At 42.4% G+C, this 25,852-nt stretch carries 24 protein-coding genes; 11 read left to right on the top strand and 13 right to left on the bottom strand.

Annotated elements, in window-relative coordinates; genetic code table 11:
• The gene (locus OPS28_RS07730; RefSeq protein ID WP_265608882.1) at nucleotides 1-1,818 is read right to left on the bottom strand and encodes a polysaccharide biosynthesis/export family protein; all 1,818 of its coding nucleotides are present in this window, start codon (nucleotides 1,816-1,818) and stop codon (nucleotides 1-3) included.
• Nucleotides 1,819-2,503: 685 nt separating this feature from the next.
• Here OPS28_RS07730 and wecA point away from each other — a divergent pair.
• From wecA to galU, 5 genes are all read left to right on the top strand, one after another.
• Nucleotides 2,504-3,568, top strand: a complete 1,065-nt coding sequence (wecA, locus tag OPS28_RS07725; RefSeq protein WP_265608881.1) for a UDP-N-acetylglucosamine--undecaprenyl-phosphate N-acetylglucosaminephosphotransferase — start codon at nucleotides 2,504-2,506, stop codon at nucleotides 3,566-3,568.
• 75 nt (nucleotides 3,569-3,643) lie between these two features.
• Nucleotides 3,644-4,543 (top strand): glycosyltransferase, encoded by a 900-nt coding sequence (locus OPS28_RS07720; protein WP_332017641.1) that lies wholly within the window; start codon nucleotides 3,644-3,646, stop codon nucleotides 4,541-4,543.
• A gap of 53 nt (nucleotides 4,544-4,596) precedes the next feature.
• Entirely contained in the window at nucleotides 4,597-5,400 is an 804-nt protein-coding gene (locus OPS28_RS07715; RefSeq protein ID WP_265608880.1) for a glycosyltransferase family 2 protein, read from the top strand.
• Between the two features lie 57 nt (nucleotides 5,401-5,457).
• A complete protein-coding gene (locus OPS28_RS07710) occupies nucleotides 5,458-6,801 on the top strand; it encodes a UDP-glucose dehydrogenase family protein (protein WP_265608879.1) in 1,344 nt (447 codons plus the stop codon).
• A 2-nt stretch (nucleotides 6,802-6,803) separates the two neighbouring features.
• On the top strand, nucleotides 6,804-7,697 hold the full coding sequence (gene galU / locus OPS28_RS07705; protein WP_265608878.1) for a UTP--glucose-1-phosphate uridylyltransferase GalU: 894 nt from the start codon (nucleotides 6,804-6,806) through the stop codon (nucleotides 7,695-7,697).
• Nucleotides 7,698-7,738: 41 nt separating this feature from the next.
• Here galU and OPS28_RS07700 read toward each other — a convergent pair whose 3' ends face one another.
• The 7 genes from OPS28_RS07700 to queF form a co-directional block, all read right to left on the bottom strand.
• On the bottom strand, nucleotides 7,739-8,053 hold the full coding sequence (locus OPS28_RS07700) for a ComEA family DNA-binding protein (RefSeq protein WP_265608877.1): 315 nt from the start codon (nucleotides 8,051-8,053) through the stop codon (nucleotides 7,739-7,741).
• Between the two features lie 109 nt (nucleotides 8,054-8,162).
• Nucleotides 8,163-9,170 (bottom strand): isocitrate dehydrogenase, encoded by a 1,008-nt coding sequence (locus tag OPS28_RS07695; protein WP_265608876.1) that lies wholly within the window; start codon nucleotides 9,168-9,170, stop codon nucleotides 8,163-8,165.
• A gap of 288 nt (nucleotides 9,171-9,458) precedes the next feature.
• The gene (locus OPS28_RS07690; RefSeq protein ID WP_265608875.1) at nucleotides 9,459-11,096 is read right to left on the bottom strand and encodes a hypothetical protein; all 1,638 of its coding nucleotides are present in this window, start codon (nucleotides 11,094-11,096) and stop codon (nucleotides 9,459-9,461) included.
• Nucleotides 11,097-11,101: 5 nt separating this feature from the next.
• Nucleotides 11,102-11,476 (bottom strand): DUF3192 domain-containing protein, encoded by a 375-nt coding sequence (locus OPS28_RS07685; protein ID WP_265608874.1) that lies wholly within the window; start codon nucleotides 11,474-11,476, stop codon nucleotides 11,102-11,104.
• Nucleotides 11,477-11,556: 80 nt separating this feature from the next.
• Nucleotides 11,557-12,921, bottom strand: a complete 1,365-nt coding sequence (ppnN, locus tag OPS28_RS07680; RefSeq protein WP_265608873.1) for a nucleotide 5'-monophosphate nucleosidase PpnN — start codon at nucleotides 12,919-12,921, stop codon at nucleotides 11,557-11,559.
• Nucleotides 12,921-14,432 (bottom strand): GGDEF domain-containing protein, encoded by a 1,512-nt coding sequence (locus OPS28_RS07675; protein WP_265608872.1) that lies wholly within the window; start codon nucleotides 14,430-14,432, stop codon nucleotides 12,921-12,923. Before OPS28_RS07675 ends, ppnN begins: the two co-directional genes overlap by 1 nt.
• 59 nt (nucleotides 14,433-14,491) lie before the next feature.
• Nucleotides 14,492-15,337, bottom strand: a complete 846-nt coding sequence (queF, locus tag OPS28_RS07670; RefSeq protein WP_265608871.1) for an NADPH-dependent 7-cyano-7-deazaguanine reductase QueF — start codon at nucleotides 15,335-15,337, stop codon at nucleotides 14,492-14,494.
• Nucleotides 15,338-15,450: 113 nt separating this feature from the next.
• Here queF and syd point away from each other — a divergent pair, with 113 nt between their 5' ends.
• Complete coding sequence (syd, locus tag OPS28_RS07665; RefSeq protein ID WP_265608870.1) at nucleotides 15,451-16,011, top strand: SecY-interacting protein; 561 nt, start codon at nucleotides 15,451-15,453, stop codon at nucleotides 16,009-16,011.
• Here the strand turns inward: syd and OPS28_RS07660 are convergent.
• Entirely contained in the window at nucleotides 16,008-16,304 is a 297-nt protein-coding gene (locus OPS28_RS07660) for a hypothetical protein (RefSeq protein ID WP_265608869.1), read from the bottom strand. The two genes, syd and OPS28_RS07660, sit on opposite strands and share 4 nt — an antisense overlap.
• A gap of 207 nt (nucleotides 16,305-16,511) precedes the next feature.
• Here OPS28_RS07660 and OPS28_RS07655 point away from each other — a divergent pair, with 207 nt between their 5' ends.
• Both OPS28_RS07655 and OPS28_RS07650 read left to right on the top strand, forming a co-directional pair.
• A complete protein-coding gene (locus OPS28_RS07655; RefSeq protein WP_265608868.1) occupies nucleotides 16,512-16,874 on the top strand; it encodes a DUF3192 domain-containing protein in 363 nt (120 codons plus the stop codon).
• 288 nt (nucleotides 16,875-17,162) lie between these two features.
• Nucleotides 17,163-17,810, top strand: coding sequence for a GNAT family N-acetyltransferase (locus tag OPS28_RS07650; RefSeq protein WP_265608867.1), 648 nt, complete (start codon nucleotides 17,163-17,165; stop codon nucleotides 17,808-17,810).
• Between the two features lie 1,061 nt (nucleotides 17,811-18,871).
• Here OPS28_RS07650 and OPS28_RS07645 read toward each other — a convergent pair.
• Together OPS28_RS07645 and OPS28_RS07640 are read right to left on the bottom strand one after the other, a co-directional pair.
• Nucleotides 18,872-19,177, bottom strand: a complete 306-nt coding sequence (locus tag OPS28_RS07645; RefSeq protein ID WP_265608866.1) for a DUF3301 domain-containing protein — start codon at nucleotides 19,175-19,177, stop codon at nucleotides 18,872-18,874.
• Entirely contained in the window at nucleotides 19,174-20,250 is a 1,077-nt protein-coding gene (locus OPS28_RS07640; RefSeq protein WP_265608865.1) for a DUF3549 family protein, read from the bottom strand. The genes OPS28_RS07645 and OPS28_RS07640 overlap by 4 nt, the downstream gene beginning before the upstream one ends.
• A gap of 88 nt (nucleotides 20,251-20,338) precedes the next feature.
• Here OPS28_RS07640 and OPS28_RS07635 point away from each other — a divergent pair, with 88 nt between their 5' ends.
• The 3 genes from OPS28_RS07635 to OPS28_RS07625 are packed head-to-tail and all read left to right on the top strand — an operon-like array spanning nucleotide 20,339 to nucleotide 21,853.
• Complete coding sequence (locus OPS28_RS07635; RefSeq protein ID WP_265608864.1) at nucleotides 20,339-20,659, top strand: YqcC family protein; 321 nt, start codon at nucleotides 20,339-20,341, stop codon at nucleotides 20,657-20,659.
• Between the two features lie 5 nt (nucleotides 20,660-20,664).
• Nucleotides 20,665-21,393 (top strand): pseudouridine synthase, encoded by a 729-nt coding sequence (locus tag OPS28_RS07630; RefSeq protein ID WP_265608863.1) that lies wholly within the window; start codon nucleotides 20,665-20,667, stop codon nucleotides 21,391-21,393.
• A 16-nt stretch (nucleotides 21,394-21,409) separates the two neighbouring features.
• Nucleotides 21,410-21,853: a flavodoxin gene (locus OPS28_RS07625; RefSeq protein WP_265608862.1), complete on the top strand. Its 444-nt coding sequence runs from the start codon at nucleotides 21,410-21,412 to the stop codon at nucleotides 21,851-21,853.
• Nucleotides 21,854-22,355: 502 nt separating this feature from the next.
• Here the strand turns inward: OPS28_RS07625 and dapD are convergent.
• Nucleotides 22,356-23,180 carry a 2,3,4,5-tetrahydropyridine-2,6-dicarboxylate N-succinyltransferase gene (dapD, locus tag OPS28_RS07620; protein WP_265608861.1) on the bottom strand — a complete coding sequence of 275 codons (825 nt, stop codon included), beginning with the start codon at nucleotides 23,178-23,180 and terminating at the stop codon, nucleotides 22,356-22,358.
• The gene (gene glnD, locus OPS28_RS07615; protein WP_265608927.1) at nucleotides 23,177-25,828 is read right to left on the bottom strand and encodes a [protein-PII] uridylyltransferase; all 2,652 of its coding nucleotides are present in this window, start codon (nucleotides 25,826-25,828) and stop codon (nucleotides 23,177-23,179) included. The genes dapD and glnD overlap by 4 nt, the downstream gene beginning before the upstream one ends.
• Between the last annotated feature and the right edge of the window lie 24 nt (nucleotides 25,829-25,852).

The following is a 25,852-nucleotide window of genomic DNA, read 5'->3' as shown; positions in this document are numbered from 1 at the left end:
TTAGTCTAACGCTACATTGGCTGCAACCGCTATCTGATAAATAATCTGGGTTATATCTTTGATAGCTTGAAGAGATTTAACTTCGATAGACGGAAGCACGACTACTTGGTCTCCGGCCTCAATTGTCGAATCGCTTTCACCTTTGAACCAGAAACCTTCATCTAATGAAGCAATTTTAACATTGCCATTTTTCTTAATAACTAAAATTCGTTCACTATCGGCTCGTTGGGTAAACCCGCCCGCCCATGCAAGGTAATCTTCAATGTCCGCCTCATTATTAAATACAACTGATTGAGGAAGTAATACTTCACCCCCGACGTGTACCAAGTCAGTGGCGCTTGGGATAAAGATCGTATCGTCGTGCTCTAACAATACATTAGCTAATTTTCCATCTTCGGAAATTATTACCTTTCCTAACGGTTCCACTTCTCTCGCCCTAGCGATAAAGTCTGATACCAGTTGGGCTTCTTGCACCCTTATTGCGCCTTCCCCGGAAGAACTAATGGGGGCTGTATAAATACTCCGTTCTAAACGCTGCAAAGACTCTTCGATGATTTCGGCTTGCTTTAATGCGACACTTTTTCTTAACAGGTAAATATTGTCAGCATCAGAGGTTTGAGGATTCACCGCGATGTAGTCTAAAAGTTGATGAATTCGGGTTCCTTTTTCAACCATAAACTTGGATTGTCCGGCAAAACTTCCTGCAATATTTATTTTATAAATGTTTTGTTCATGATCTTCGGAATACGCGACAATATCTCCAGCTTTTAAGTAGGTAGATTCAAACTGCTTTGTAGTCAGATATTTCGCAAATTGCTCCCCATCGCGTAGACCCGAAATGGCAACATGATTTACAGCATTATTGGGAATGGCAAATTCATTCAAAAGCCCCCCAGAAAGTTCTTCCGTGAGAAACTCAAAAGTAAAGCTATTCTTAGCACCGCTGGTTACTGTTACAGTATTTCCAATAGGATGAACGAGTATGACATCACCATCTTTAAATTGATGTTCGGGTAAACGGCCGTGTCTCGCAAACTGATATAGGTCAATGGTTTGAATTGACTCACCGGCTCGTTTTATTTCGATTATTCTGAAACTTCCACGATGAAAATCTATGCCTCCGGCTCGGCGTAAATAGTAGAGAATGCTGTCAGATGCCTGACCAGCATATTGACCGGGGCGTATAACTGGGCCTGAAATAAATACTGAAACGGGTGTAGACGTTAATAAGTTTATATATATGTTTACATCAGTATAAACTTGACGAATTCGCTGTTGCACTATCGAGTTTACGCTGCTCGCTGGGGCGTTAGCTAAGTGAATAGGGCCAATATTAGGAATAAATATATTGCCCTGATTATCGACCGTCGCTACGCCTGAGTAGTTTACTGCACCCCACATCCAAATCGATATCTTGTCTCCAGGGGCGATTAAATAATCTTCGTTAAGCCCAGATGCTCGTTCTGATTCAAAGCCTCCGATAAATAAATTTGAGGCATAAGGGGGAGCCGCCATTTGGGGCGTAGAAGGGTACACCGACTCAATCGTAGGCTCACCAGGTAATGACATTCCCTGACGCGGTTGTGAATAATAACGACCCACCGAGTTAGTCCCAGAACTCATAGAAGGTAGCGTAATATCTGTTGAAAGGTCCATTGGTGATACCGTTGAGGCTGATGAATCCCCGCCTGTTGTAGCCGATTTTTGCTGCGCTTGGTTTCGAAGTGCTTGAAGTTGCTCAAGTGACTGGCCGGAGACCAGAGCACTAAAGAATAGAGTAAACAGAACTAGGCTTAAAACAGGGAAGGTAATTTTCATTGCGTTACTTTCACTTTCACTTTTCACTTTTCACTGAACTACATTTAGAAAACGAGTGGGGATAACTTAACCCATTTGTCATTCTTATAACAAAAATGAGTTATTTCTTTTTCACTGTTAGACATCGCAACTACACACGCCAGTCTCGATGCAGATACATATCTGTTTTTTATTTTAAATCCTTCAAATGAAAACTGTGTATTAGGCTCATTATACGTTTTACTGGAAACACTAAACGATTCGGTATTATTTTTAAATGAGATCATTGACACATCAGCCTCTACTTTTGGGGGTGGGGCTGCACATGAGGTAACCGCTAAACACATTAGCAGACTTAGACTTGTAGATAACTGTTTAAATCGCATACAAAAGAATGGGAATACACTAATTGGAAGTAAGGATAACACATAGAATTAAAAACCACATGCCGGATTAATCTGAAAAGTTAGGGTAAAAGATCTAATCTAGATACAAAATTTATCCTTATGACTAGTCTTATTCACCATTGTCTATTATCATATGCGCGTTTAAGTATGTCCTACTCATGTAATGCCTGAAAGATCGAGTGCTTTTGAAACAAGTGGATGTTTCTATTTTTTTAATATTAAAACCTTTTTATAAAAGTATACGATTTCGTTATTCGGCGGCATGCAGTAACACTGGGAAGTAAGGATTTCAGTAAGGTATGTTCGATTATTTTCAATTTGTCCCACTTTTTACAGCTTTTTTTGTGGCGCTGGTATTGTTAGTGGTGATGACACCTTTAGCGCATCAATTTGGTTTAGTTGATCAGCCTAGCTATCGGAAAAAGCACGCCGGTATGGTTCCCCTTACTGGGGGGGTCGCTATTTTCATGGCTGTTTTGGTGGCCAGCATAGTTACTGATGTTTGGATGAAGAACAACCCTCTTTTCTTCACGGCTTCTGCATTTATCGTTCTACTAGGAATGTTAGACGATCGTTTTGATCTGAGTGCCAAAGGTCGCTTAGTTTGTCAGTTTGGCGTTGCGGCTATTATGGCCTGGAGTGCTCAAAATTATATTACCGATTTGGGCGACATCGTCGGTTTTGGGAATATATCACTTGGAATAGGTGGTTATTTTTTCACAATTGTATGTGTGGTCGGCGTTATCAATGCGTTTAATATGATTGATGGTATTGATGGTTTGGCTGGTGGCATGAGTTTAATTATTCTGTTAACCGTTGTTGGTTTTCTGCTCGCCTCTGGCAATGAGGATGCAGTTATGGAGCCTCTAATTATTGTTGCCGCCATTGTACCCTTTCTAGCATTTAACCTCAGTTGGAAAGGTTTTAAAGGTAACAAGATATTCATGGGTGATGCTGGAAGCATGTTCGTTGGATTAACTATTGTCTGGTTATTAGTCGACCATACGCAGTCAAGTCAAGCTGCTTTTCGCCCAATAACCGCAGTTTGGTTGATTGGTTTACCCTTAATGGATATGGCTGCAATCATGTACAGGCGCGCAATGAAAGGACAGTCAGTGCTCAGACCTGACAGAAAACATTTACATAACATTTTTATGCGTGCAGGACTCAGTTCAACGCAAGCTTTAATTGCAATACTGGCAATGGGGTTCTGCTATTGTTTGATCGGCATTCTTGGCGAATTCTACCAAATTGCTGAATGGATTATGTTTGCTTCTTTTGTCGCTTTATTAGTTGCCTATAGCTATATCATCCAGAATATTTGGTCAGTTATTCGTTTTATCAAAACGTTAGTTCGTGTTTAATTTTGTTTAAAAAGTTAAGCGCGAATTAAAAATCTTTGATATGTTTCAGCCTTTATCTCCAACATTGTGCATACTGTGACAAAAAGCTCACTTCCAAAATATTCCATCATTAGTCAAAAGGTTAACAATAGCTCGGTAGAGACTATTGTTGCTATGGCTGTTTATTTTCAGGATAAAATTGGTTGGGTTAAGCAGTCCATTGATAGTGTCCTTAATCAAGATTACCAAGATTTCAGTTTACTTATTGTCGTAGATGGCGATATAGACAAATCGCTTTACCAACTACTCCAAAGCTATGCGACTGAAGATGAGCGCGTGGTTCTTGCTAGCTGTAATATCAATAATGGACTAGCGGCTGCGATGAATTTTGCCATCGAGTGGGGAATGCAGTATCAACCTGAATTCTTTGTCAGAATGGATGCAGACGATATTGCGTACACTAATCGTTTAAGTAGGCAAATAAACTATTTAAAATCTCATAAACAAATCTCTATATTAGGATCTGCCTTAGAAGAAGTGAATGAAAGAGGGGAACGAGTTGGACAACGAATTATGCCGACATCTCACAAACGGATCGTTAGAATGCTACCTAGACGTTGTACCCTAAATCACCCTACAGTTACCATTCGCTATAATGTGTTTTACGATGGAAACCGCTATGACGCAACTTTAAGAAATACGCAGGATTACTTCTTCTGGATAGAGCTAGCAAAGCAAGGATATGTGTTCCGTAATTTAAAGGACAAATTACTTTCTTTTAGACGTGTTAATAACTTTTATAAAAGAAGAGGGATTTCTAAATCGCTTAATGAGTTCCGCGCGAGATTCGTCGCTATGAAAGCACTCAAACGCTTTACTATTTTGAATGTTATTTACGCTTGTGGGGTCCTGACACTCAGGTTGATGCCATCCAAAATCGTAAAGTTCGCTTATAAACTAGATAGAATCTTATTAGAGAAGTTTTTAAAGCATTGAAAACTGGCGCGATAGTTATACTGTATCATCCTAATATCGAGCACTTAACTAAAATGATCGATGTTTTAGTGAGCTGCGATATACACACTGTATTGGTAGATAATTCCAGTAAACCTTATTCCGGCCCCTTATCAACCCGTGTAAATTATTTGCATTACCCTGAAAATGTTGGAATAGCAGCAGCACAAAACGCAGGATTAATTGAACTCAAAAAATGTAACTTTGATGCTGCGTTTATCTTTGACCAAGATAGTGATTTAACTAAAGAGCTGATTTATGGGTTACTTACCCATCTGCAGAATGGAAAAAATCCAAAGGAACAAAAAGTCGCAGCTATTGGTCCGGTAATAGTCTGTGGCTTTACAGAAACCCATCAAATTCCTAAATTTAAAAAATCATACCCGAAAGATAAGCTATTTGAAGTAGACCAGATTATCGCATCTGGTATGTTGATCAATCTTTTGTATTTAGAGGATATAGGGTTGAAAGATGAATCACTATTTATAGATGGTGTTGATCATGAATGGTGCTGGCGCGCGCGGAGTAAAGGCTTTAGTATTTTAATGGCGAGTGACGTCCCTATGTTTCACAAACAAGGCGATGCCAGACATAAATACTTCGGCTTAACCTTTAAAAGGGGAGCACCCATCAGATTGTACTATCAGGTACGAAATGTGCTTAAGTTGAGCAGACACAGTCATGTACCTCTTCGTTGGAAGTTAAGACAACTGATGGCGTTACCTATTAGATGGTTAGTAAACCGATTTTTCTTTCCTGAGGGTCAACTCCGAGGTAGGTTCATGAAAAAAGGGTTTTACGACGGCCTTAAAAACCGCTCTGGGAAAATAAAACCTTAAACTCTGATAGATGCATTCATAAATGTATCCCGCACTCAAGCGAATAAAGGAACTGATTTGAAAGTTACAGTTTTTGGGATAGGGTATGTAGGTTTGGTACAAGCTGCAGTTTTGGCTGAAGTGGGCCACAACGTGGTTTGTGTAGACGTTGATGCTCAAAAGGTGGAGAAGCTTAAAGAAGGCGTTATCCCCATCTACGAACCAGGATTGACACCGCTCGTCCAGTCTAACTTCCAGGCAGGTCGTCTCCAATTCACTACAGATGCAAAAATAGGTATCACGCATGGTGAGTTAATCTTTATAGCCGTGGGAACACCTCCAGACGAAGACGGATCAGCTGATCTCAAATACGTTCTTGCGGTAGCTGAAACGATTGCTACCTATATGGCCCAGTATAAAATTGTGATCAATAAATCAACCGTTCCCGTAGGTACTGCCGATAAGGTTAATGCTAAAATTGCTTCAGTATTAAGGTCCTCTAATAAAACATTAAAATACGACGTTGTGTCGAATCCTGAATTTTTAAAAGAGGGAGCCGCGGTGAGCGATTGTATGCGGCCGGATAGAATCATTCTGGGCACGAACAGTGCTGAAGCAGAGTCGAAATTGCGTGAATTGTACGCCCCTTTCAATAGGAATCACGATAAAGTAATTACGATGGACATACGAAGTGCGGAACTGACTAAATATGCTGCGAATTGCATGTTAGCTACTAAAATCAGTTTCATGAACGAGATGTCAAACCTTGCGGAGCGTTTTGGCGCGGATATTGAAAATGTACGTCGCGGAATAGGTTCTGATCCACGTATAGGCTATCAGTTTATTTATCCTGGCTGCGGGTATGGGGGGTCATGCTTCCCAAAAGACGTTCAAGCGTTAGTGCGCAGTGCAAACGCAGTTGGCTATCGGGCAAAAATATTAGAATCAGTTGAAGCAGTTAATACCTCCCAGAAAGAAAAATTGTTCGAATATATATCATCGCATTTTAATAATGACGTGCGTGATAAAACAATCGCACTGTGGGGCTTGGCCTTTAAACCTAATACAGATGATATGCGCGAAGCGTCAAGCAGAGTATTGATGGAGAAGTTATGGGCCGCAGGAGCGTATGTACAGGCCTATGATCCAGAAGCGATGGAAGAAACCCAGAGAATTTACTCGGATCAGCCCAACTTACGATTGATGGGAACGAAAGAAGCCGCGCTGGAGGGTGCAGACTGTTTAGTAATCTGCACAGAATGGCAGGCATTCAGAGCGCCCGATTTTGAACTAATAAAGAATAAACTTAAAAACCCTTTGCTATTTGATGGTCGCAATCTGTTTGAGCCTTCACGAATGAAGGAATACGGGTTACAGTACTATGCCATTGGTAGAGGTTTGTCAGTAGAAGGATATCAATAGTAATGAGCCAGGTAAAAAAAGCGGTGATTCCAGTAGCAGGTTTAGGTACGCGTATGCTTCCTGCAACTAAAGCGATACCAAAGGAAATGTTGCCCTTGGTAGATAAACCGTTAATACAGTATGTCGTCAAGGAATGTGTTCAGGCGGGAATCAAAGAAATTATCCTCGTTACTCACGCCAGTAAAAACAGTATTGAAAACCATTTCGACACTTCGTTTGAATTAGAAGCTACTTTAGAGAAGCGGGTCAAAAGACAGCTACTTGAAGAGGTAAAATCGATCTGTCCTAAAGACGTTACCATAATGCATGTGAGACAAGGACATGCGAACGGTCTGGGGCATGCGATTTTGTCAGCTCAACCGCTGGTTGGTGATGCCCCGTTTGCAGTGGTGCTGCCAGATGTAATTATTGATGATGCGGCAAGTGATCCGAGAAAAGATAATCTTGCCGACATGGTAGCGAAGTTTAATACATCCCGGGTCAGTCAGGTAATGGTTGAGCAAGTCGCTCAGGAAGATGTGCCAAAGTTTGGAATCGTCGACCTTGGAGAGGCGTCTATCAACCCTGGCGAGTCTGCCAAAATACATCAAATGGTTGAAAAACCCAGTCTGGAAGAGGCCCCATCTGACTTAGCGATAGTAGGTCGTTACGTATTGTCAGAAAAAATATGGGATTTACTCGAGTTTACACCGCCGGGAGCCGGGGGAGAAATACAGCTTACTGATGCCATTGATTCTTTGATGAAACTTGAGCAGGTCGATGCATATTACATGAAGGGTAAAAGTCATGATTGCGGCTCTAAACTAGGCTATATGAAAGCAAACGTAGAATATGCTTTGAGACATCCTGCGCTTAAAGATGAATTTAAATCCTATCTAGCGTCACTCAACGGTTAGTTTATTTAAGGCCGATAGCGAAGGCTATCGGCTTAGTTTGTTTATCTCACTTCCACTCTATCGGCTATTTTAGCGAGCATCTTTTTACCTATGCCTCGCACTTCAGTAAGTTGATCGACTTCCAGAAATCGACCTTTTTCTTCCCTATAGTCAAGAATGGCTTGTGCCTTGCGCGTACCAATACCGGGAAGGGCCTTTAACTGTTCAAGCGTCGCCGTGTTCAGGTCGAGTATAGATTCCACTGTGACGGCGGCAGATAGCGTTTCACTTTCTTGAAGGGCAGCAAAGGTAGATGTAGTGCAAATCCCTGAGGATAGGCTGAGCGAAATAAATAACGTTGAAATAAATTTTTTCATTTGTCTTCCTTGGTCAAGATTAGTTACGTACTTATGTACATGGGAATCTTAACCAAGGAGAAAAATGAAACCAGACCAGTTTAAGTACAGGTTTTCACCCAGTAAGGCGTTACAGCCTGTCTAAAACTGACTGAGTAAATTCAGTAGTACCATGTTCGCCACCTAAGTCGCGAGTTGTGCGGTCACCGCTTTCAATTACTTCTTTTAACGCACTGCGAATTTTCTCGGCTTTATCTGCCATTTTTAAATATTCCAGCATTTGGATAGCAGCAAGAATAACGGAGGTAGGGTTTGCCAGGTTTTTTCCTGCGATGTCAGGTGCAGAGCCATGTACCGCCTCAAAAACAGCACACTCCTCACCTATATTAGCGCCGGGAGCCATACCAAGACCACCGACCAGACCAGCACATAAATCAGAAATAATATCACCGAATAAGTTTGTGGTAACAATTACGTCAAATTGGTGGGGGTTCATGACTAACTGCATGCAGGTATTATCTACAATCATTTCCGTTGATTCGATATCAGGGTAACGTTCACCCACTTCACGCGCTACTTTCAAAAACAATCCAGATGTCGACTTAAGAATATTGGCTTTGTGAACAGCTGTAACTTTCTTTCGACCCTCTCTACGCGCCAGCTCGTAAGCAAAAGTAACGATTTTTTCCGCACCTTCACGAGTAATTTTACTCATGGCTTCAGCTTCATTGCCATCATCAGAGACGGTTTGGCCTAGGCCTGAATACATGCCCTGCGTGTTTTCGCGAACCGTAATGATATCAATGTCTTCATAGCGCGCTTTAGTACCTTTGAAGGACAAGACTGGACGCACATTGGCATACAATTGAAACTGCTTACGTAAGCTGACATTAATAGACGTAAAGCCTTCGCCAACCGGGGTGGTGAGTGGGCCTTTTAATGCTACTTTGTTTTTGGCAATAAGATCCAGCGTCTCTTGAGGAAGTAGTTCCCCGTGCTTTTCAAGTGCGACCAGGCCTGCATCCGCATAATCGTAAGCGAAATTACACCCAACCTTGTCAAGAATTTGAGTGGTTGCATCAATAATATCGGGACCAATACCATCACCACGAATGACAGTTACGCGTTGTTGCGACATAAGGAGTTATCCTTTGTTAAATGTTTCAAAATAAATGGTAATCCAACCTACTGGGGAATCAAGTAACCATGCTGGTTTTAACGATATGTGCAGTGACGGCTTATCTTCATCGTTTAGCGTGTGACCGACGCAAAGTGAAATTGGATTTTGCGTCACTGACAAATTTAGTCACTATTCTAACTAAACAAGGCGTTGAAACCTAGCCTATACCCATCGTAAATGCCATATTTAAGTAAATTTAGTAAAAATGCATATGTCTGTGTCGAACGGTTTCAGGTTTGCTCAGCCTTATTGGTTGATCGGCAACCAGATATGCTGACTAAGTTGGTACTGAATCTTATTTAGGATTGGCTCATCAATCCCTAGCTCATTTTTGGCTTGAGCTTTAAATTCTCGCGTGCGTTCACAATAATGTTGCGTATTCCACAGCCACTCTCTGGCCAATGACAAACTTAATCCTAATATACACACTTCGTGACGAATATGCTTATGACATTGGTTCGGTAGTTGGTTACAAAATTGCACGGCGAGCTGAAGATTACGGCTTTGATGCCATCCACTCAATAGTTGAAGTGCTCGTTGTCTCATCGGAATGTCAGCCGCTGGTACGAGTGAGTCGGGACAATAGAGCTGGGTGCTGGAAGGACGCCAGTTTAAGGCTATCTTAAGCCCAGTTATAGAGAACACAGGAGCAATCGCAAAGGTAAGCAACAGTGAGGCGTGCTGTGGCGTTATTTTAGTATCGCTTTCAAAGCAGATATGAGCAGCAATATCGGCAGATAGAGTTAGCAGCCGTTGACAAAGCCCTGAAATAGGAAAAACTTTTTGGGTCAAACGTTGATTCAGCGCTTGCTGAATTAGCATGTCCCCGACTCGATCCAGGCCATATGTTAGCACGGCTTGTTTAACATCATGTACCGGTAAGTTCATCCTGTTGTCAGTAGTCGCTGACGATCTCAGAAATCGAGCGAGCAAGGGCTCTTGTTTTATTTGTTCGCACAGCAGTGAAATGTCGGTGTCCGTACCATTTAACAAATCAATTATCTTGAGTAGCTTAGAGGGGGGGTGGTTGATGGCAAAAGAAGGTGCGTATGGCCAATCAATGGTCCTTGGTTGCAGTCCTAAATCGTCGGTCCATTGCTTGAGTTTTTTGAAGTCCACTGACTGGGGGGATTTTAATACTGAAACGTTAGTTACATTACTCCATTTAACTGTTTCAGCATTTTTGGGTAGCGGCAAATAGGCAATTTTGTGCTTTTCTCGAACGAGTATTACTGCAGCGTCGTTGCCAATAGTTATCATTCTCCCCGGTAGCCACATACCAGGGAATTGCACCCAATTCGATAGTGTTTCCAGCAGCGCAGGGGAGGCCCTATTGCTCAGCGTACGAAAAATGGACAGCACTTCATGTTGTGGTAGAAGTCTGGCAACCACACATGCTGATAGTAAATATTGCTGACGATAAGTCAGCTTTGGAGAAGACAAATGTCGAAAAGCCTGTGGACGAACTAACAGTTTTGCTATTTTCGTGGTTTCTCTCCAGATAGAAAGGCCAAGGGATTGGTAAAACTGGATGAGTGATTTTAATTCTGGTGGATTCTCATTTGTTTCTCTTGCACGCATGATGATGAACGTACAAATAAAACTGGCAATAAGGTGCTGCGCAAAATGATCATTAAACCTGTCGCGTCGAGTGGTAACACAGAGAAAAAGCGTTCCCCGCAAACAAATAGGAGAAACAGACGTTTCTACTCGTTTGCTGGTTAACAAAGCCAGTACAAGGTGGGGGTGCTGTTGGGCAGCCTCAATACATTGTTTTGCGACTGCCAGACATCGGTTTATTAAATCTTTGCAAAAATAATTATGAGCCGGAGTAAAAAGCTGCTCAAAGTTATGAAGCAGCGTATGTTCATCAAAGTCAGTCACAAGCCCTACGTTTGTTGGAAACTCTGGTAAGCACCTTCACCCCAGGCGATTAGTTTATCTTTCTCGAACAGTAATGGGGTACACTCATCCATTGTCGTCATATTATCAGCTCTAACGTGGTGGGTGCGATAAAACATCACTTGTAATGTATTGCCTTTCTCTATTTTAGCTTCGGTGATGTCGGGCGATCCTAATAGAGCGAGTACTTCATCCAATGTGCTTCCAAGCCTCAGCTTAGATATTTGTACCTTGTTATACTCTTCGCGATCTTTCCAGTGCATGTTTTCTGGTTCATCTGGATAGAACGATATCACCAGAAAAACAAACAGTGCGTAAGCGCTAGCGCCCAACACGATTAATTTAAAAACATTGCTATTCATCAGATTTTTCCACTACACAATTATTCGCAGTTTACCTTATTATCTTTCATTAAATCGGCTGAAATCGTAACAAAAATTTATCATTTTCTTTTACTAATTGTATAACAAGGAATGTACTCTGAACCAGGCAATTTCATCCTTTGCTGAGCAACGAAGGACTGTAGCATATTATCCACGCGTTCCATCAGTTCAGCTTCGCCATTTAGTTTAAACGGACCATGCTGTTTAATTTGCTTAATTCCTTCAGCTTTCACATTGCCAGCAACAATACCTGAAAACGCTTTTCGTAATACCACTGCAAGATCGGCCACCGTTTGTTCTCGATGCAGAGCTAACGCACCCATAGATTCGTGAGTGGGGACAAACGGATGTTGGAAAGCCTCATCAATTTTGAGTGACCAGTTAAAACTAAACGCATCTCCCATGGCGCGCCGATATTCTTCAACTTTTGATAGGCCCTCACGCATCGCTCGGGCGACTTCTATTGGATTATCAATAATAATTTGATATTTACTCTGCGCTTTTTTACCCAATGTAGCTGCCACAAAATCGTCAATAGCAGAAAAATATGCTTCGGCTCCTGCCGGACCCGTAAGTATCACAGGAAATGGCTGTTCTGAGTTCCGCTCATTCATCAAGATACCGAGTAAGTAAAGTAGCTCTTCAGCTGTACCTACACCACCGGGGAAAATAACAATCCCATGAGCGATACGAACGAAGGCTTCCAACCGTTTTTCAATGTCAGGCATTATCACAAGTTCATTTACAATCGCATTAGGCGGCTCGGCAGCTATTATACTTGGCTCTGAAATACCGATATAGCGTCCTTCTTTGTAGCGTTGCTTGGCATGCCCAATAGCGGCACCTTTCATTGGGCCTTTCATCGCGCCGGGCCCACATCCTGTACAAATATTTAATTTGCGAAGACCCAATTGATAGCCAACTTCTTTGGTATATTTATACTCGGTCATGTTTATTGAATGACCACCCCAACACACGATAGTATTAAGATTGTCATTACCCTCAAGCGCCTGTGCGTGGCGCAGCATGTCGAATACCATGTCTGATATATTGACGCCATCAATAGGAGCAGCCTTATGCATGAATGCATATTTGTTACCCATATAGAGCAGGTCACGAAGTACCGCAAACAGATGCTCATGCACGCCTCTAACTAATTTACCATCAACAAAGGCGACCTCCGGCGGGTTGATTAACTCAATTTTGACACCTCGTTCCCGACGTACAAGCTTGACATCAAAATCGTCGTAGGGAGCGAAGAGTATTTCGTAATCATCTTCATCCACGCCACTATTGAGCACAGCCAAACAACAATTGCGAAACATGTCATAAAGTGCACTATTCGTTGTATCTTCTAACTTGGCTACCTCCACCTGAGACAGCTGACTCATCCACCCCAGAGGGTTAAGTTGCACTTTCTTCATTAATTAAATTCCTGATCAATCATTACGCAGTTTCTACCTGAATGTTTTGCTTGATAGAGCAATCGGTCTGCACGTTCAAACATCGCTGAAGGGCTTTCTCCTTGGCGGTAACACGTCCCGCCAAAAGAAGCGGTAAGCGAGATTTTTTCTTGGCGAAATTTTAGGGGAAGTTTTGATAACGAAACGCGGATTTTCTCCAGTTTTTCGAGCAACTGCGTTCCATCCGTAGCTGGGAATAACAAGACAAATTCCTCCCCTCCCCATCGGGCAATAAAGTCAGAAGGTTGGATGGAGGTTTTTAAGTGTTTACCAACAATCTGCAATGTTTTATCGCCAGCTGCATGGCCGAATTTATCGTTAATAGACTTAAAGTAATCGATGTCTACCACTGCAAGGGCCAACGGGTCTTTTGTATCAATTGCGCGTTGACACTCCTTTTCAACGCGTTCATCGTACGCTTTGCGATTACCAAGCTTGGTTAATGCATCAGTTTGAGTGGAGACAATTTGTTCTGCTAATTTTTTTCGATAATGTTGAGTTTGTTTCTGTAAGTTCACCAATTGGCTTTGCATGGCACTGAGTAGAGTCATTAGTTCGGCTTGTTCTTTTTGCTCTACTTCTTCTCGTTCATATAAAGTAGACGCCATGCTCGCCAAATAGGATTGAGCTTGTTTTTTTAGTTTTTCCAATGATTCTGCCTGACGCAGTTGATCTTCAATAGAATCCAGTTTCGCTTTTATCTCGCGATGACTGAACTGTCTAGCTTCGAAATTCGACTGAGAACGTTCAATGCTTTGGCTGACGTTTTCCTGAATGTCGCCTAGCGCATTGTGTAAGCTTTGTATGACTTTGCCGGAAAGACTTGCTTCAGATAACGAGTCTTTAACCACCATGCGAATGATAGCCACGCAGGATTGCAAAAGCTCATCTTCAGTCATGCCCTTTTTCAGCTTTGTTCTTAACAGACTTAGCTGATCATCATTGGGGTTTTTGTTCGCATAGGTTTCTATTAACTGGCTTAACTCATCCAATATCGCTTTTTGTAAAGCTAGCGTGGATGACGCGCTAGAACTCGCCTCATGGTTTTTTTCAGAATCGGCCTTAGTGGCATGTTGGAACAGCCCCAGTACTTTATTGCATAGCGATTGCAACACAAATAATGATTGAACGGGCTGATTTAGCGATATAAGTATTTGCGCGCTTTCTTTTGTCAGGGCGGGTTCACCGATGAGAGAATGTTGAAGCTTTTTAACTGCTTCTTCTAATTGCGAAAGCGAGTCGGCAGTGTATTTACGAACAGTAAGGTCGGCTAAGCGCAATGTCTTGTTCAACTTATTCACACTGACAGCCGCGAGGGTGAAATCTGGTCTACCAGATAAATGCCCGCGTAACTTTTGTAATTCGGTATCTATATCTGGTGAGAACCCTTCATAAAATTTTGACAGCCGAATAATAAATTGTGCAAGTAGCTCGCTGTGCTGCTTTAACGATTGCAAATTCTTCTCTTCCATTTACATCCTTATTCAAATTCGCCACCAGTCATGCTGATAACTGTAACGCAGAATGCAGGCTATTGCCTGGCTAATCGATGATTATTATAAGTATTTTCAAAGTTGGAACGGAACGGATTGATATCTAACCCGCCTCGACGTGTATATCGTGCAAAAACAGTAAGATGCTTAGGTTTACAAAATTCCATTAAATCACAGTAAATCCGCTCTACACACTGTTCATGAAATTCATTGTGCTGACGAAAACTAATGAGGTAAGCCAGTAGTGAGTCATGCTGAATCTTGGAACCCGAATAACGTATTAAAATACTTGCCCAGTCTGGTTGTTGCGTGATTAAACAATTTGACTTCAGCAAATGACTAATTAACGTTTCCGTAGCATTTTCTTTGGATACCTGTAAAAGAGTACTATCCGGTTGGTAAGTATTCACTTCAATATCAATGTCGTCGATAACAGTACCTTCCCAAAGAGCAAATTTTAGCGCGCTAAATTCACTGGGAGTAAAAACGTCTACCTTAACTTGAGTGCCTGCGCATGTACTTAAGTCTTCACACAATATTGCGCTCACTTCTTCAACTGAATTAAATTTGCTCTGATTAAAACTGTTGAGATAAAGCTTGAAGGATTTTGATTCAATGATATTAGGGGAGGTAACTGGCACGTAACAATTAAAAATAGCGACTTGGGGCTTGCCCGAAGGTAACAACCAGGATAATTCGTAACCCGTCCAGATATCGTCTCCGTGAAATGGTAAATTATCATTAGAAATTGAAAGCGAATCGCGATTGAGCGCACGCGGAACTGATTGCAATAAAGATGGATTGTAGGTGGTTTCATAACCGACTGCTTTACCTAAAGTTAGGTGTGTCGGTAATTCAAATGGGGCAGGTTGTTTACTGGTCATAAAATTTGAATTTTCTCTAATAGTAATCTTTAAAATATGTGTCTACTGGTGTCAGGAAACATAAAGTTTGTTAGTGTTGGCCAAACTTAACTAATATTTGCGAACCTAATTATATGTCAGATGGCATCAAACGTCAGTTAGATAGATTAATCGAAGACACCATTCTTATCAGTCAGCAGCAAGAGCAACCTTTGACAATTGAGTTTGACCCACAATGGCGTTCAGCTTGTTACCTTCAAGAAGCTGCAGAGGGAGAACTCGTTTCGTGGCAACCAGTACGACAGCAAGGGGAGTGTAATTTCTCGCAATTAGAGAAAGCGTTGGATCTTGAGCTCAACCCTCAGTTCTGTGACTATTTCACCCGTTACTTCAGTAATAATTTACTCGCCCAGGCACCTGAAGGCTATTGCGAACTTTTACAGGTGTGGAACGGGGACGATTTCGAACGTTTACAAGAAAACTTGATTGGTCACGTGTTAATGAAAAGGCGATTGAAGCAACCTGTTACGTTATTCTTTGCATTAACTGATGAAGAAGACTTTATGTTGTCGGTCGAAAATCATTCAGGAAATGTCGTCTTAGAGCCAGTGGGCAAGCCGGCTTCACGTGTGATTGCACCCTCACTTTCAGCCTTTATTGCATCCTTGAAAGCGGTCGAGCAGACAAGAAATTAAACGCGTTCTTGGTCAGATAGATATTTCTCGACGCCTCGTAACACCTTCTCTAGTTGTGCTACACGTTTTTCCAATTGTTCGATTCTTCCCACAGGATCGGACATCACTTCTGGTTGCGCAGCGAGCACATCGTCATCATCAGAATGGAATGCTTTGATAGCGGTAATGGCATCTGCAATGTTCACATTAAAGTGGGCTTTGGCTCTAACCAAGGACGCTGTTGGCTTTATACCTTTCTCTTGTAATTGTTTGCAGATAGAAAGCAAAGAATAGTGAATAGCCGGATCTTTCATACATTTTGTTAAATTTAAGCGCTAAGGGTTGCGACTATGCACGAAGGATTATTCCAATTCCACTATTTAATAGTGTTTATGACCAATTATTTACGTTTTTGACGCGCGTGATATTTTCTGTGTCGAAAAAATCTTTATTTATCATGAGGATAATACTTGGCCCTAAAATTGTTTGGTTAGCCTAAAATAATGACGTAAGGATAGACAATGAAACTTTTTCCCCTTTTATTAGCACTTTCAGCCCCAGCAATTCTTTCCGGTTGTGTTATTTCCGTCGGAGGTGACGGTGATAGCGGTTATAGCTCAGATTGGCAAGAACGTGAGTACAACAATCGTAAGCATATCGCTAATCTTAAACGCAATATGTCTTATGAGTCTGTAGTGCGGAAATTAGGCGTGGCTGACTTTAACGAACTCCACCAAAAAGAGCATGGTGTGGTTCGCGTTTTGTACTACCGCACTCAACGTACTATGGACGATGGCGTTACCTCTAAAGACGAATGTACGCCACTCGTGTTCCATGACGGTTATTTAGTAGGATGGGGAGATAAAGCCTACGCAGAAATCTAGTAGATACAAACAATCCCTCGATAAGAGGGATTTTGCTTTTCCACTGCTCCCCCCGGAATTTATATACGCTAAACACGAAGATTCAAGAATTGGACATTTTTTCGTCTTCGCACTATAGTAACCAACTTCGTTAACAATTGTTTAACATTGTGATGGTTGCATGCGCGATAATTTAAATATTAAGTAAAGTGAAAAGTGAAAAGTGAAAAGTGAAAAGTGAAAAGTGAAAAATGAAAAGTGTCCTGTGCCCGAACACAAAGACGAATTTGAAATTTTAAAGGAAAGCCAATGTCCAACGCTGCCTTAGCTGAGCCAGACATCGACAAGGTTAAAGCAATATTTCTTTGCGCTGATGATTTAAAAGTTGCGGCATCCATTTTATATAACGCCTACTTTGATGATCCATTGTTTATTGATATTTTCCAGGCTGAGAAAGAAGGGTATGAAAGTCGTCTCCGTTCTGCAATCCGTGAAGAATTGAATGCCTTTTGGGTGGCCAAGCAGCCGATGATTGGTTTATTTGACGACAAACGCTTATTAGCGGTGGCATGTTTAACGTCTCCTGATGTGGCTTTTGGTGCAGGTCGTTACTGGCATTGGCGTTTAAAGATGCTACTAACAGCGGGGTTGTTTGGCACGCGACAAATGTTAGAAAAAGAGGAAAGGGTGCGTAGCAAAATTCCGGCTCACCATTTTCACATGCTTTCTTTTATAGCCGTACATCCGGATCATCAGCATCATGGTTTAGGCCATAAGCTAATGGGCGCAATTGACAGTGTTCTTACTGAAGACAGCAGTAGTGAGGGTGTGGGTGTGTATGTAACGCTACCCAAATGTCTTTCATTTTTCGCGGACGGTCACTACGACTTTGTGGAAGATTTAGAGGTAGGTCATATCACGGGCCAAATCATGTTTCGTCGCAAGCAGCAAGCTTAAATTCTCCGACCAGAGTGCTCTTACGTACTCTTGATTTTATAGCGCTTTTGAATTCCACCATTCGATGTAAGACATATCGTACAAAAATGTAAGAATTCTATGTCAAATCACCGACGCTTTCTCATAATAAATATTTAACTAGTTGATAAGTAGCAACTTTGCTTTTCGATCACTTTGTAAGATGAAATTTTCTTTAAAAAGTACCTCGCGTAAATTTAGCTAACGACTAATATTGACACTGTCACAAGGAAACACGACGAGTCAGGATGACAAACGGATACCTCGAATGGACAACTTACGGAAGAGAATACCATGGCTGGACGCTGGGTGATAGGGAAGTAAATGGAGAGGGATAACGCTTTGGATAAGCATATAGGATACCTTCAGGATGAAGGCACTGTTCAGTGAAGAGCAGTATGTATGGGAGCGAAGGAAACGGCAGGGATTGCTAGGTTGGACAACTTCAGGATGAAGACTGCTATCAGCAGGATGGGTAGCTAAATCAGGGATTAAAGGAAAGGGATCTGCTTAAGGAAGAGTAGCTCGCACAGGACGCTGCGAGATAAGAAGGAAAGGGGCGTATAGGGATTTTAATCTGGATGATTTAAGTCGCAATGGAACGCTGAGAAGGATACTCAAAATTCTTAAGAAAGGCGGTAGCAAAGGCTACCGCTTTTTTTTTGTTTATCCAGCTAGAAAGGTAACGTCAGCGGTAGTTACATGCAATTTATATTCATCCGCGATATGGCGTGTTCATTCAGCCCAAGCGTTGGGGTAAGCTCAGTGGGGGACGGCTAATCGGCGCTGCATCCAGCGGTACTAAAACTGTTCTTTTGTTTGTAATCCGCGTCCGACGAAAAAGCACAAAACCCTTGCTATTACCATGGGTTGGTAATGGCATGCCAATTCTCTTGTTATCGACATAGCTTGGAATTACCTGGCGCAGAGGCGTGCGGTATCTTTAGCATTAGCCTTACAGTAAACGTATAATCTATATTTAATAACGGTATTTGTTACTTTACTACATGTATTGAGAACGAATAGAAACATGTACCCGTGTATTAATTCATTCTATGCGCAGGAGTGTATATGTTAACTATTCTTTTTCCTACCATCTCGAAGGAGCCGGTGTAACGGTCCTCCCCAGTGCTAGAGAATTCAAATTCAAACACACTATACCAATCGAGGGGCCCAAATCTAACGGAAATTCGTGTTTTTTTGCGCGAAAGAGACAGTAATTGCAGCTGATTTTTTTGGCAGTAATGTAAAACATGTTCGTGTGCAGATTCTGAAATGCTACGAATTCGCCAGAACTGAAAGCCTATAAACGCAAGAAGAAGTAAAAATGACAATTCACCAATACTCATGAATTTAATTGTCCTTGTGTCTGACTGAAAAGCTTCCCGATAGCCTTACTAAGCACTTCGCTTCTGTCAGCGCTTCTCAGTAACGTCAATACAGACTGCCTTAAATAAGGCAATTGTACTAAGTCAGAAAAGAAACCTGCGAACAGCGCGCCATTATAATTTTCCTGTTCATCAAATTGCGCGCAAAGCGTTAAAAACTGTTTGGTCAACGCCGGCGTAAACTGGGTGTAGTGTCTTGCTGCCAAGATACTTAGCGTATCCAAATTTTTGGACTCTTCACGCTCCAATATTTCTCCAACAATTCTTTGGATGTTAGGCGATGCACTCTCAGCGTGAAGCCCTTGTAGAGCTGCATGAAACGTTTCTTCGTCGTGTTTTTTTAGCTCAGTCTCGATTAAATGGTTGACGTTATCGCTAAGCGCAGCGGTTTCTAACGATTCCAATAGTGCTTTTTTGACTGGGGTGGGGTAGCTATCGAAATTCGTGCAAATAGCTGATTCAAGTTCAAATTCGTGCAAACGTAAACAGACATCGGCGATCCCCTGTACTGACAACTCCTGCCACGAGACGTCACCGTTTTGTTTAAGATAATTAATCACTTTCAGGCTATCTTCGCAGGCAGGAAGATGTAGTGTTTTACGACAAAGCGCACCAAATTGAGCCATAAGTAATTGAGCAGGTTTAAATACATAGGGGTTGTCTGGTAGTTCGAACTCTTTTTCAGAGTTATTTAAGCTTTCGCCTAATGCTTCCAGTACTATTTGTAGAAAGTGGTTACGAGCGGCGCTGACCAATAAGCCTTGTTCATCTACGGGAAGTTTTATAAACCAGATGAAGCGGGCTTCGGATGCTTCGCCTTGCCAGAAAACAATACCAAACCAAGCATGTTGTTGGCGGGGGCGGGGGATAACTTCAGCAGCGTTTTCCCAATTTAAAAATGTTTGTGTTGGAATGGCTTGGATGCCTCTTCCCATGTCAAACACCTGAAAATTAGTACCCGCATGAAGCAAGAACTCACTAATTGAATTAATATCCGCTGGCGAACTCAACGTTACCCCCTTACGCTTTTGCACTGTAAAAAATCCCCATTCTACCAGCTAAAACACAAAAAAGCCGTGTTATACTTGCGAACTTTTTAAGAGTGAAAAAGGTGAACGTTACGTGCACGATGGTTTGTTGGTTTTGCTGAATGACCTTGAAACGGAAATGAAAGACCGTGGTTTATGGGCTGATTGCCATCCTTCATCTTCCGCGCTTGCCAGTACTGAACCGTTTGCATGTGACACGCTCAGTTTCGTGCAATGGTTGCAGTTTATTTTCATTCCAAAGTTCAAATCGCTGATAAATCACCAACAGCAATTGCCTTCAAACATGGCAATTCATCCGGCAGCCCAAGTATGGCTGAAAGAGGAGTCGACCATTCAACAGTTGCTATTGCGTATAGATGAAGCCGTAATAGCCAATTCGTCGACCGGGGCGTAATCAACGTGTCCGACCCATTACGTATTCTTTATCAGGACGAATATTTCGTAGCAATTGATAAACCCCCAGGGTTATTGGTCCATCGCAGCCCCATTGCTAAGCGAGAAACCGTGTTCGCGGTACAACAATTACGCGATCAGATCGGGCGCTTCGTCTACCCTGTACATCGGCTGGATCGGCCCACTTCGGGTATTCTTCTTTTCGCGCTCTCTCCCGAATTGGTTAGCGCAATAGGGGCCCAGTGGATGCAGAAACAGGTACAAAAAGAATACACTGCAATCGTGAGAGGTTTTGTTAGTGGGGCAGGTCTGATTGATTACGCACTTTCATTTAAGCGAGACAAATACGCAGATAAAGGTAAGCATTTAGATAACGCGCCGCAACCCGCATGCAGTGAATACTTAGGAATGGCGCAGTATGTCATCCCTATGCCCGTAGGTAGGTACGAAAATGCGCGCTATTCATTAATGCAGCTGAATCCGATTACAGGACGAAAGCATCAATTGAGACGGCATTTGGCTCATATACGTCACCCTATAGTGGGTGATACCACCCATGGCGACGGTAAACAGAATACGTTTCTACGTGAGCACTTTAACTTTCAGCAGTTAGCGTTAAGCTGTACTAGGTTGTCGTTTTCGCATCCAGTCTTACAACAAACCATTTCAATCAGGTGTCAGCCACACGCAGACATGGTAAAGTTGCTAGACCGTTGGCAACAGTTTAAACAATAAATTTTTAAGGTAGTAAATGACCAAGTTACATATATTTGCAGGTAGCGTGTATGGTAATGCACAACATGTAGCAGAAGAAGTGCATGAAATGTTATCCAGCGATGGCGTTGAATGTGAGTTATTTTCAGACCCATCTATTGATGATTTTACGCGAGCAGATGCTATATTGGTGATCACGTCCACCACAGGGCAGGGAGATATACCGCCTAACCTTGAGTTTGTTCACGCAGAGCTAAAAGATACGTTTCCTTTGTTAACGGACAAACCTTTTGCCGTCGCGGCATTAGGGGATAGCAGTTATGACACTTTTTGTGGTGGCGGTCGTCATTTTCAAGAGTTGCTAACAGAGCTGCAAGCTAAGCCAGTGACTGACATGCTCGAAGTGGATGCGCTTGAGACATTTGAACCGGAACAGATGGTGAAGGATTGGGTTGCTGACATCAAGGATAAGTTAATTTAATTAGCAGGCATGGATGGCTGCGTTTTGGTTAAACTTATTCCAGTAGAGAATAAAAAGACATTCCTTAATTGAATTGCGGTCGCTGGATAATTGCTGACGAGCGATTGCAATTGTATTGAAAGCCTCTCCTTCCTTCATTACAAAGATAGTAACCTAATTTTTTCCCACTAGCGATGAACTATCATTTATAGGTGACCCACCAATAGGCAAAGCGTTCCCGATTATCAATCGGGTGAACAACTTGTCATATAGATGAAGACACCCGGCACTAAAAACGCAGTTTTTGCGATAAAAAGTAGAAACTTTTCCTTCACGACTATAAAAGATGGAAAATTCCAGACCTGCGAAGAACGGTGGTTCACACCGACAAGCGATCCAAATTTGAAAGGGTCTACACGTAGCTATCGATAAATGTTCTGCAAGCTCTTAAGCTTTTGACACAATGTTATTGTTTATCGTTATAAGGGCAGCATACTGCCCTTATAGAGGTAATGGAATCAGGCTACTCAACACTACGCAGTAGCGCGTTAATTCCCACTTTAGCCCGCGTTTTCGCATCCACTTTCTTCACGATAATTGCAGCATATAAACTATATGTTCCGTCTTTGTTTGGCAGGTTACCGGGCACAACAACTGAACCTGCAGGAACACGACCGTAATGTATTTCACCAGTTTCGCGATCAAATATCCGGGTGCTTTGGCCGATGTAAACACCCATAGAGATTACCGCACCTTCTTCTACGATAACGCCTTCTACAATCTCTGAACGGGCGCCGATGAAGCAATTATCTTCGATAATGGTTGGGTTGGCCTGAAGGGGTTCGAGTACACCACCGATACCTACGCCCCCAGATAAATGAACATTTCTACCAATCTGTGCACACGAGCCTACCGTTGCCCAGGTATCCACCATGCACCCTTCGTCTATATAAGCACCGATGTTTACATAAGACGGCATTACGACAACATTTTTACCCAGGTAGCTGCCTGTTCTAACGGCCGCGGGTGGGACTATTCTTACGCCTGCTGACACAAACTCTTCTGGTGAGTAGTCCGAGTATTTTAGCGGTACTTTGTCAAAGAAACGACTTTCTGCACCCTCAATTACTATGTTGTTATGTAGACGGAAATAAAGCAAAACAGCCTTTTTCAACCACTGATGAACCACCCATTCGCCGGCGATTTTCTCAGCAACCCGCGCTTCGCCACTATTGAGCATTCGAATAGCTTCGTTAACTGCCGCTTTAACTTCAGTGTCAGCGTCTGAAGGCGAAATGGTGTCGCGAGATTCAAAGGCGTCTTCTATGATTTGTTTTATGTCTGTCATGATATATTGATGTCTTCAAGTTGATCGAGTTTGAATAAAATACGTTTCTTTAACGTTATTTGTTGTTCTGGCGACAAGGCTTCACCTTCGTCATTGCATACAATAAAAATATCTTCAGCCCGTTCGCCGATAGTGGCAATTTTAGCGAGTTTAAGCACCACGCCACAGTCGACAAAGGCGTGACCGATTTTAGCTAAAATTCCAGGCGCATCCAGTGCTTCTAATTCTACTAAAGTAGCGTCATCGCCTGCGCCGAAAAAGCGGATTTTAGTAGGCACATCTAACTGCCGCATTCGGCGGGAGATTTTGCGGTTATTACTGTGTGCCCGGCCCGGTTTCAAAAGCTGTTCAGTAATGGCCGCTTCAAGATTGCGGATACGAGAAGCTGCAGTAAGCCGAGTACCGTCATTTTCCAGTACAATCAGGCTGTCAAACACATATCCATCTGCTGTCACGGTAATATGCGCATCGTGAATGGAACAATTGCGGCTATCTATTACTGAGGCGACTTGAGCAAACAGAGCTTTGCGATCCTTGCCGTAGATAAGAATTTCAGTACCACCTTTGGCACTTTCATCACTAGCTTTAACCAAAATGGCTTCTGGGTTGGATTGAAGTAAATCGTTTTGCGCCAGAATAATTTGTTCTGTGTGCCAAGCAATTTGCTCGGGGGAAAAGCGTATAAAGTAATCTTCTTCTAGCCGCTCCCATAACGTAGCGATAGCATGCTCTTCAATATTATGGTTTTGCAAATATCGTAATGCAGTTTCCCGATGCAGGTCTATTCTGTCGTTAAGCGTGTCCCGGCACTGTAAGCCGTTATCTAAAGCCTTTTTGGTCATTAGATAAAGCTCTTTAAGTAAAGAGGCTTTCCAGTCATTCCAAAGGTTGTCGTTGGTGGCGCGAATATCAGCAAGCGTTAACGCATAAAGTAGCTCTAAATGTTTATGGGTGCGGACAGCGGTTGCGAACTCGTTAATTACTTCATGATCATAAATATCTCGGCGTTGGGCAACCATTGACATCAGCAGGTGGTTTTCCACCAACCAGCTGATAAGCTGTGAATCCGCTTTTGCGATTTCGTGAGTTTCACAAAATTTGAGTACATCAACTGCGCCCAATAATGAATGGTCACCATTACGACCCTTCGCAATATCATGAAAGATGGCTGCTATATACAAAAGTTCGGGTTTGTCAGCATTACGCACAATACGTTTACAGCGGGGAAATTCAGTATTGTCTTTAGAATGGTAGCGGTTAACGTTTTTCACTAGACGATGAGTATGTTCATCGACAGTGTAAGCATGAAATAAGTCAAATTGCATCATGCCGACAATAGCATCCCATTCAGGCAGGTAACTTTGCAAAATGCCGTATTTATGCATAATGTCCCAACCGAAATCGAAAAAATGCGGTTGTTTTAACAGCTTTATCATGCGCGGACGACAAGCTTCGCGTTCCACGAAGTACTGGCCCACAAATTTGCGACGGGCGTTCCGAAGCTGACGAATACAATCAGTATCCAAGCCATCGACATCAGGGGTATTTGCGACAGTGTCTAAAAAATCGAGAATATCCTCTGGCGAGGTGAATACATTGTCAGAAAGCGGAGAGATCATACCATCGAGCAAGCAAAACTTATCGTTGACCTGCTTCGTTTGCGATACATTGTGGTCAAGCAACTCATATCTGAACCGCTTTAACAACATACTGTTTAGTTCCGATACCTGGCGAACAATGCGGAAAAAGTCCCGCATCATTTCCTCGACCGCAGGCTTGCTTTCTTTTCCGTAGCCGAGTAGTTCCGCGACGTCAGCTTGGTAGTCAAATAACAAACGGTTTTCCGAACGTCCCGCTACCAAATGTAGTGCGCAACGTATTCGCCACAAATGCATACGGCAAGTAATAAGTTCGCTGTGTTCCTGTTCGGTAAAATAGCCATGACCTACTAGGTTCCAGCCATCATATTCCTTAAAATGCTTTTTTGCGACCCAACCGATGGTTTGAATGTCGCGCAAACAACCAGGGTTCTCTTTTATATTGGGTTCTAAGTTGTATGCTGTACCGTGAAACTTTGCATGTCGAGAAAGTTGCTCATCGTATTTCGCTTTGAAAAATGCGCGAGAAGTCCACACGTGGTTGTTGTTGACTGCTTCCCACATAGCATCGAAGACTTGTTCATTTCCGCAAAGCAAGCGTGACTCAACTAGGTTGGTGGCTATACTAATATCCTCTTTTGCCAGCTTTACGGTTTCTTTAATGGTGCGAACGGATTGACCGACATCCAGCTTGATGTCCCACAATAAAGTGATGAATTGACTAACTTTATCTTGTACAGGTTGAGGTAATAACTTTTTACTGACAAATAATAAATCAATATCCGAATAAGGTTGTAAGTGGCCTCGCCCGTAGCCCCCCACGGCGCAAAGCGCGATATCATCGTATTGATCTAATCCGGACAATTCCCATAAGTGCGAGAGCACCGCATCAACAAATGTGGCTCTACCCGTCACTAATTGATTTACGGCAAGGTGCTCAAACGATGATTTTAGCCAGTCGTAGCTATCGTTGATACACTTTTTAATCGACACAAAATCATTGATAGAGTCAATGTCTTCGATTTGGTCGATTAGCTGTTGCAGGCTCAATATTGGTTGCCCCGATGATTGCTT

This window comes from Alteromonas sp. ASW11-130, assembly GCF_026183735.1.
GTDB lineage: Bacteria > Pseudomonadota > Gammaproteobacteria > Enterobacterales > Alteromonadaceae > Alteromonas.
This window is presented reverse-complemented; position numbering and strand designations above follow the sequence as displayed.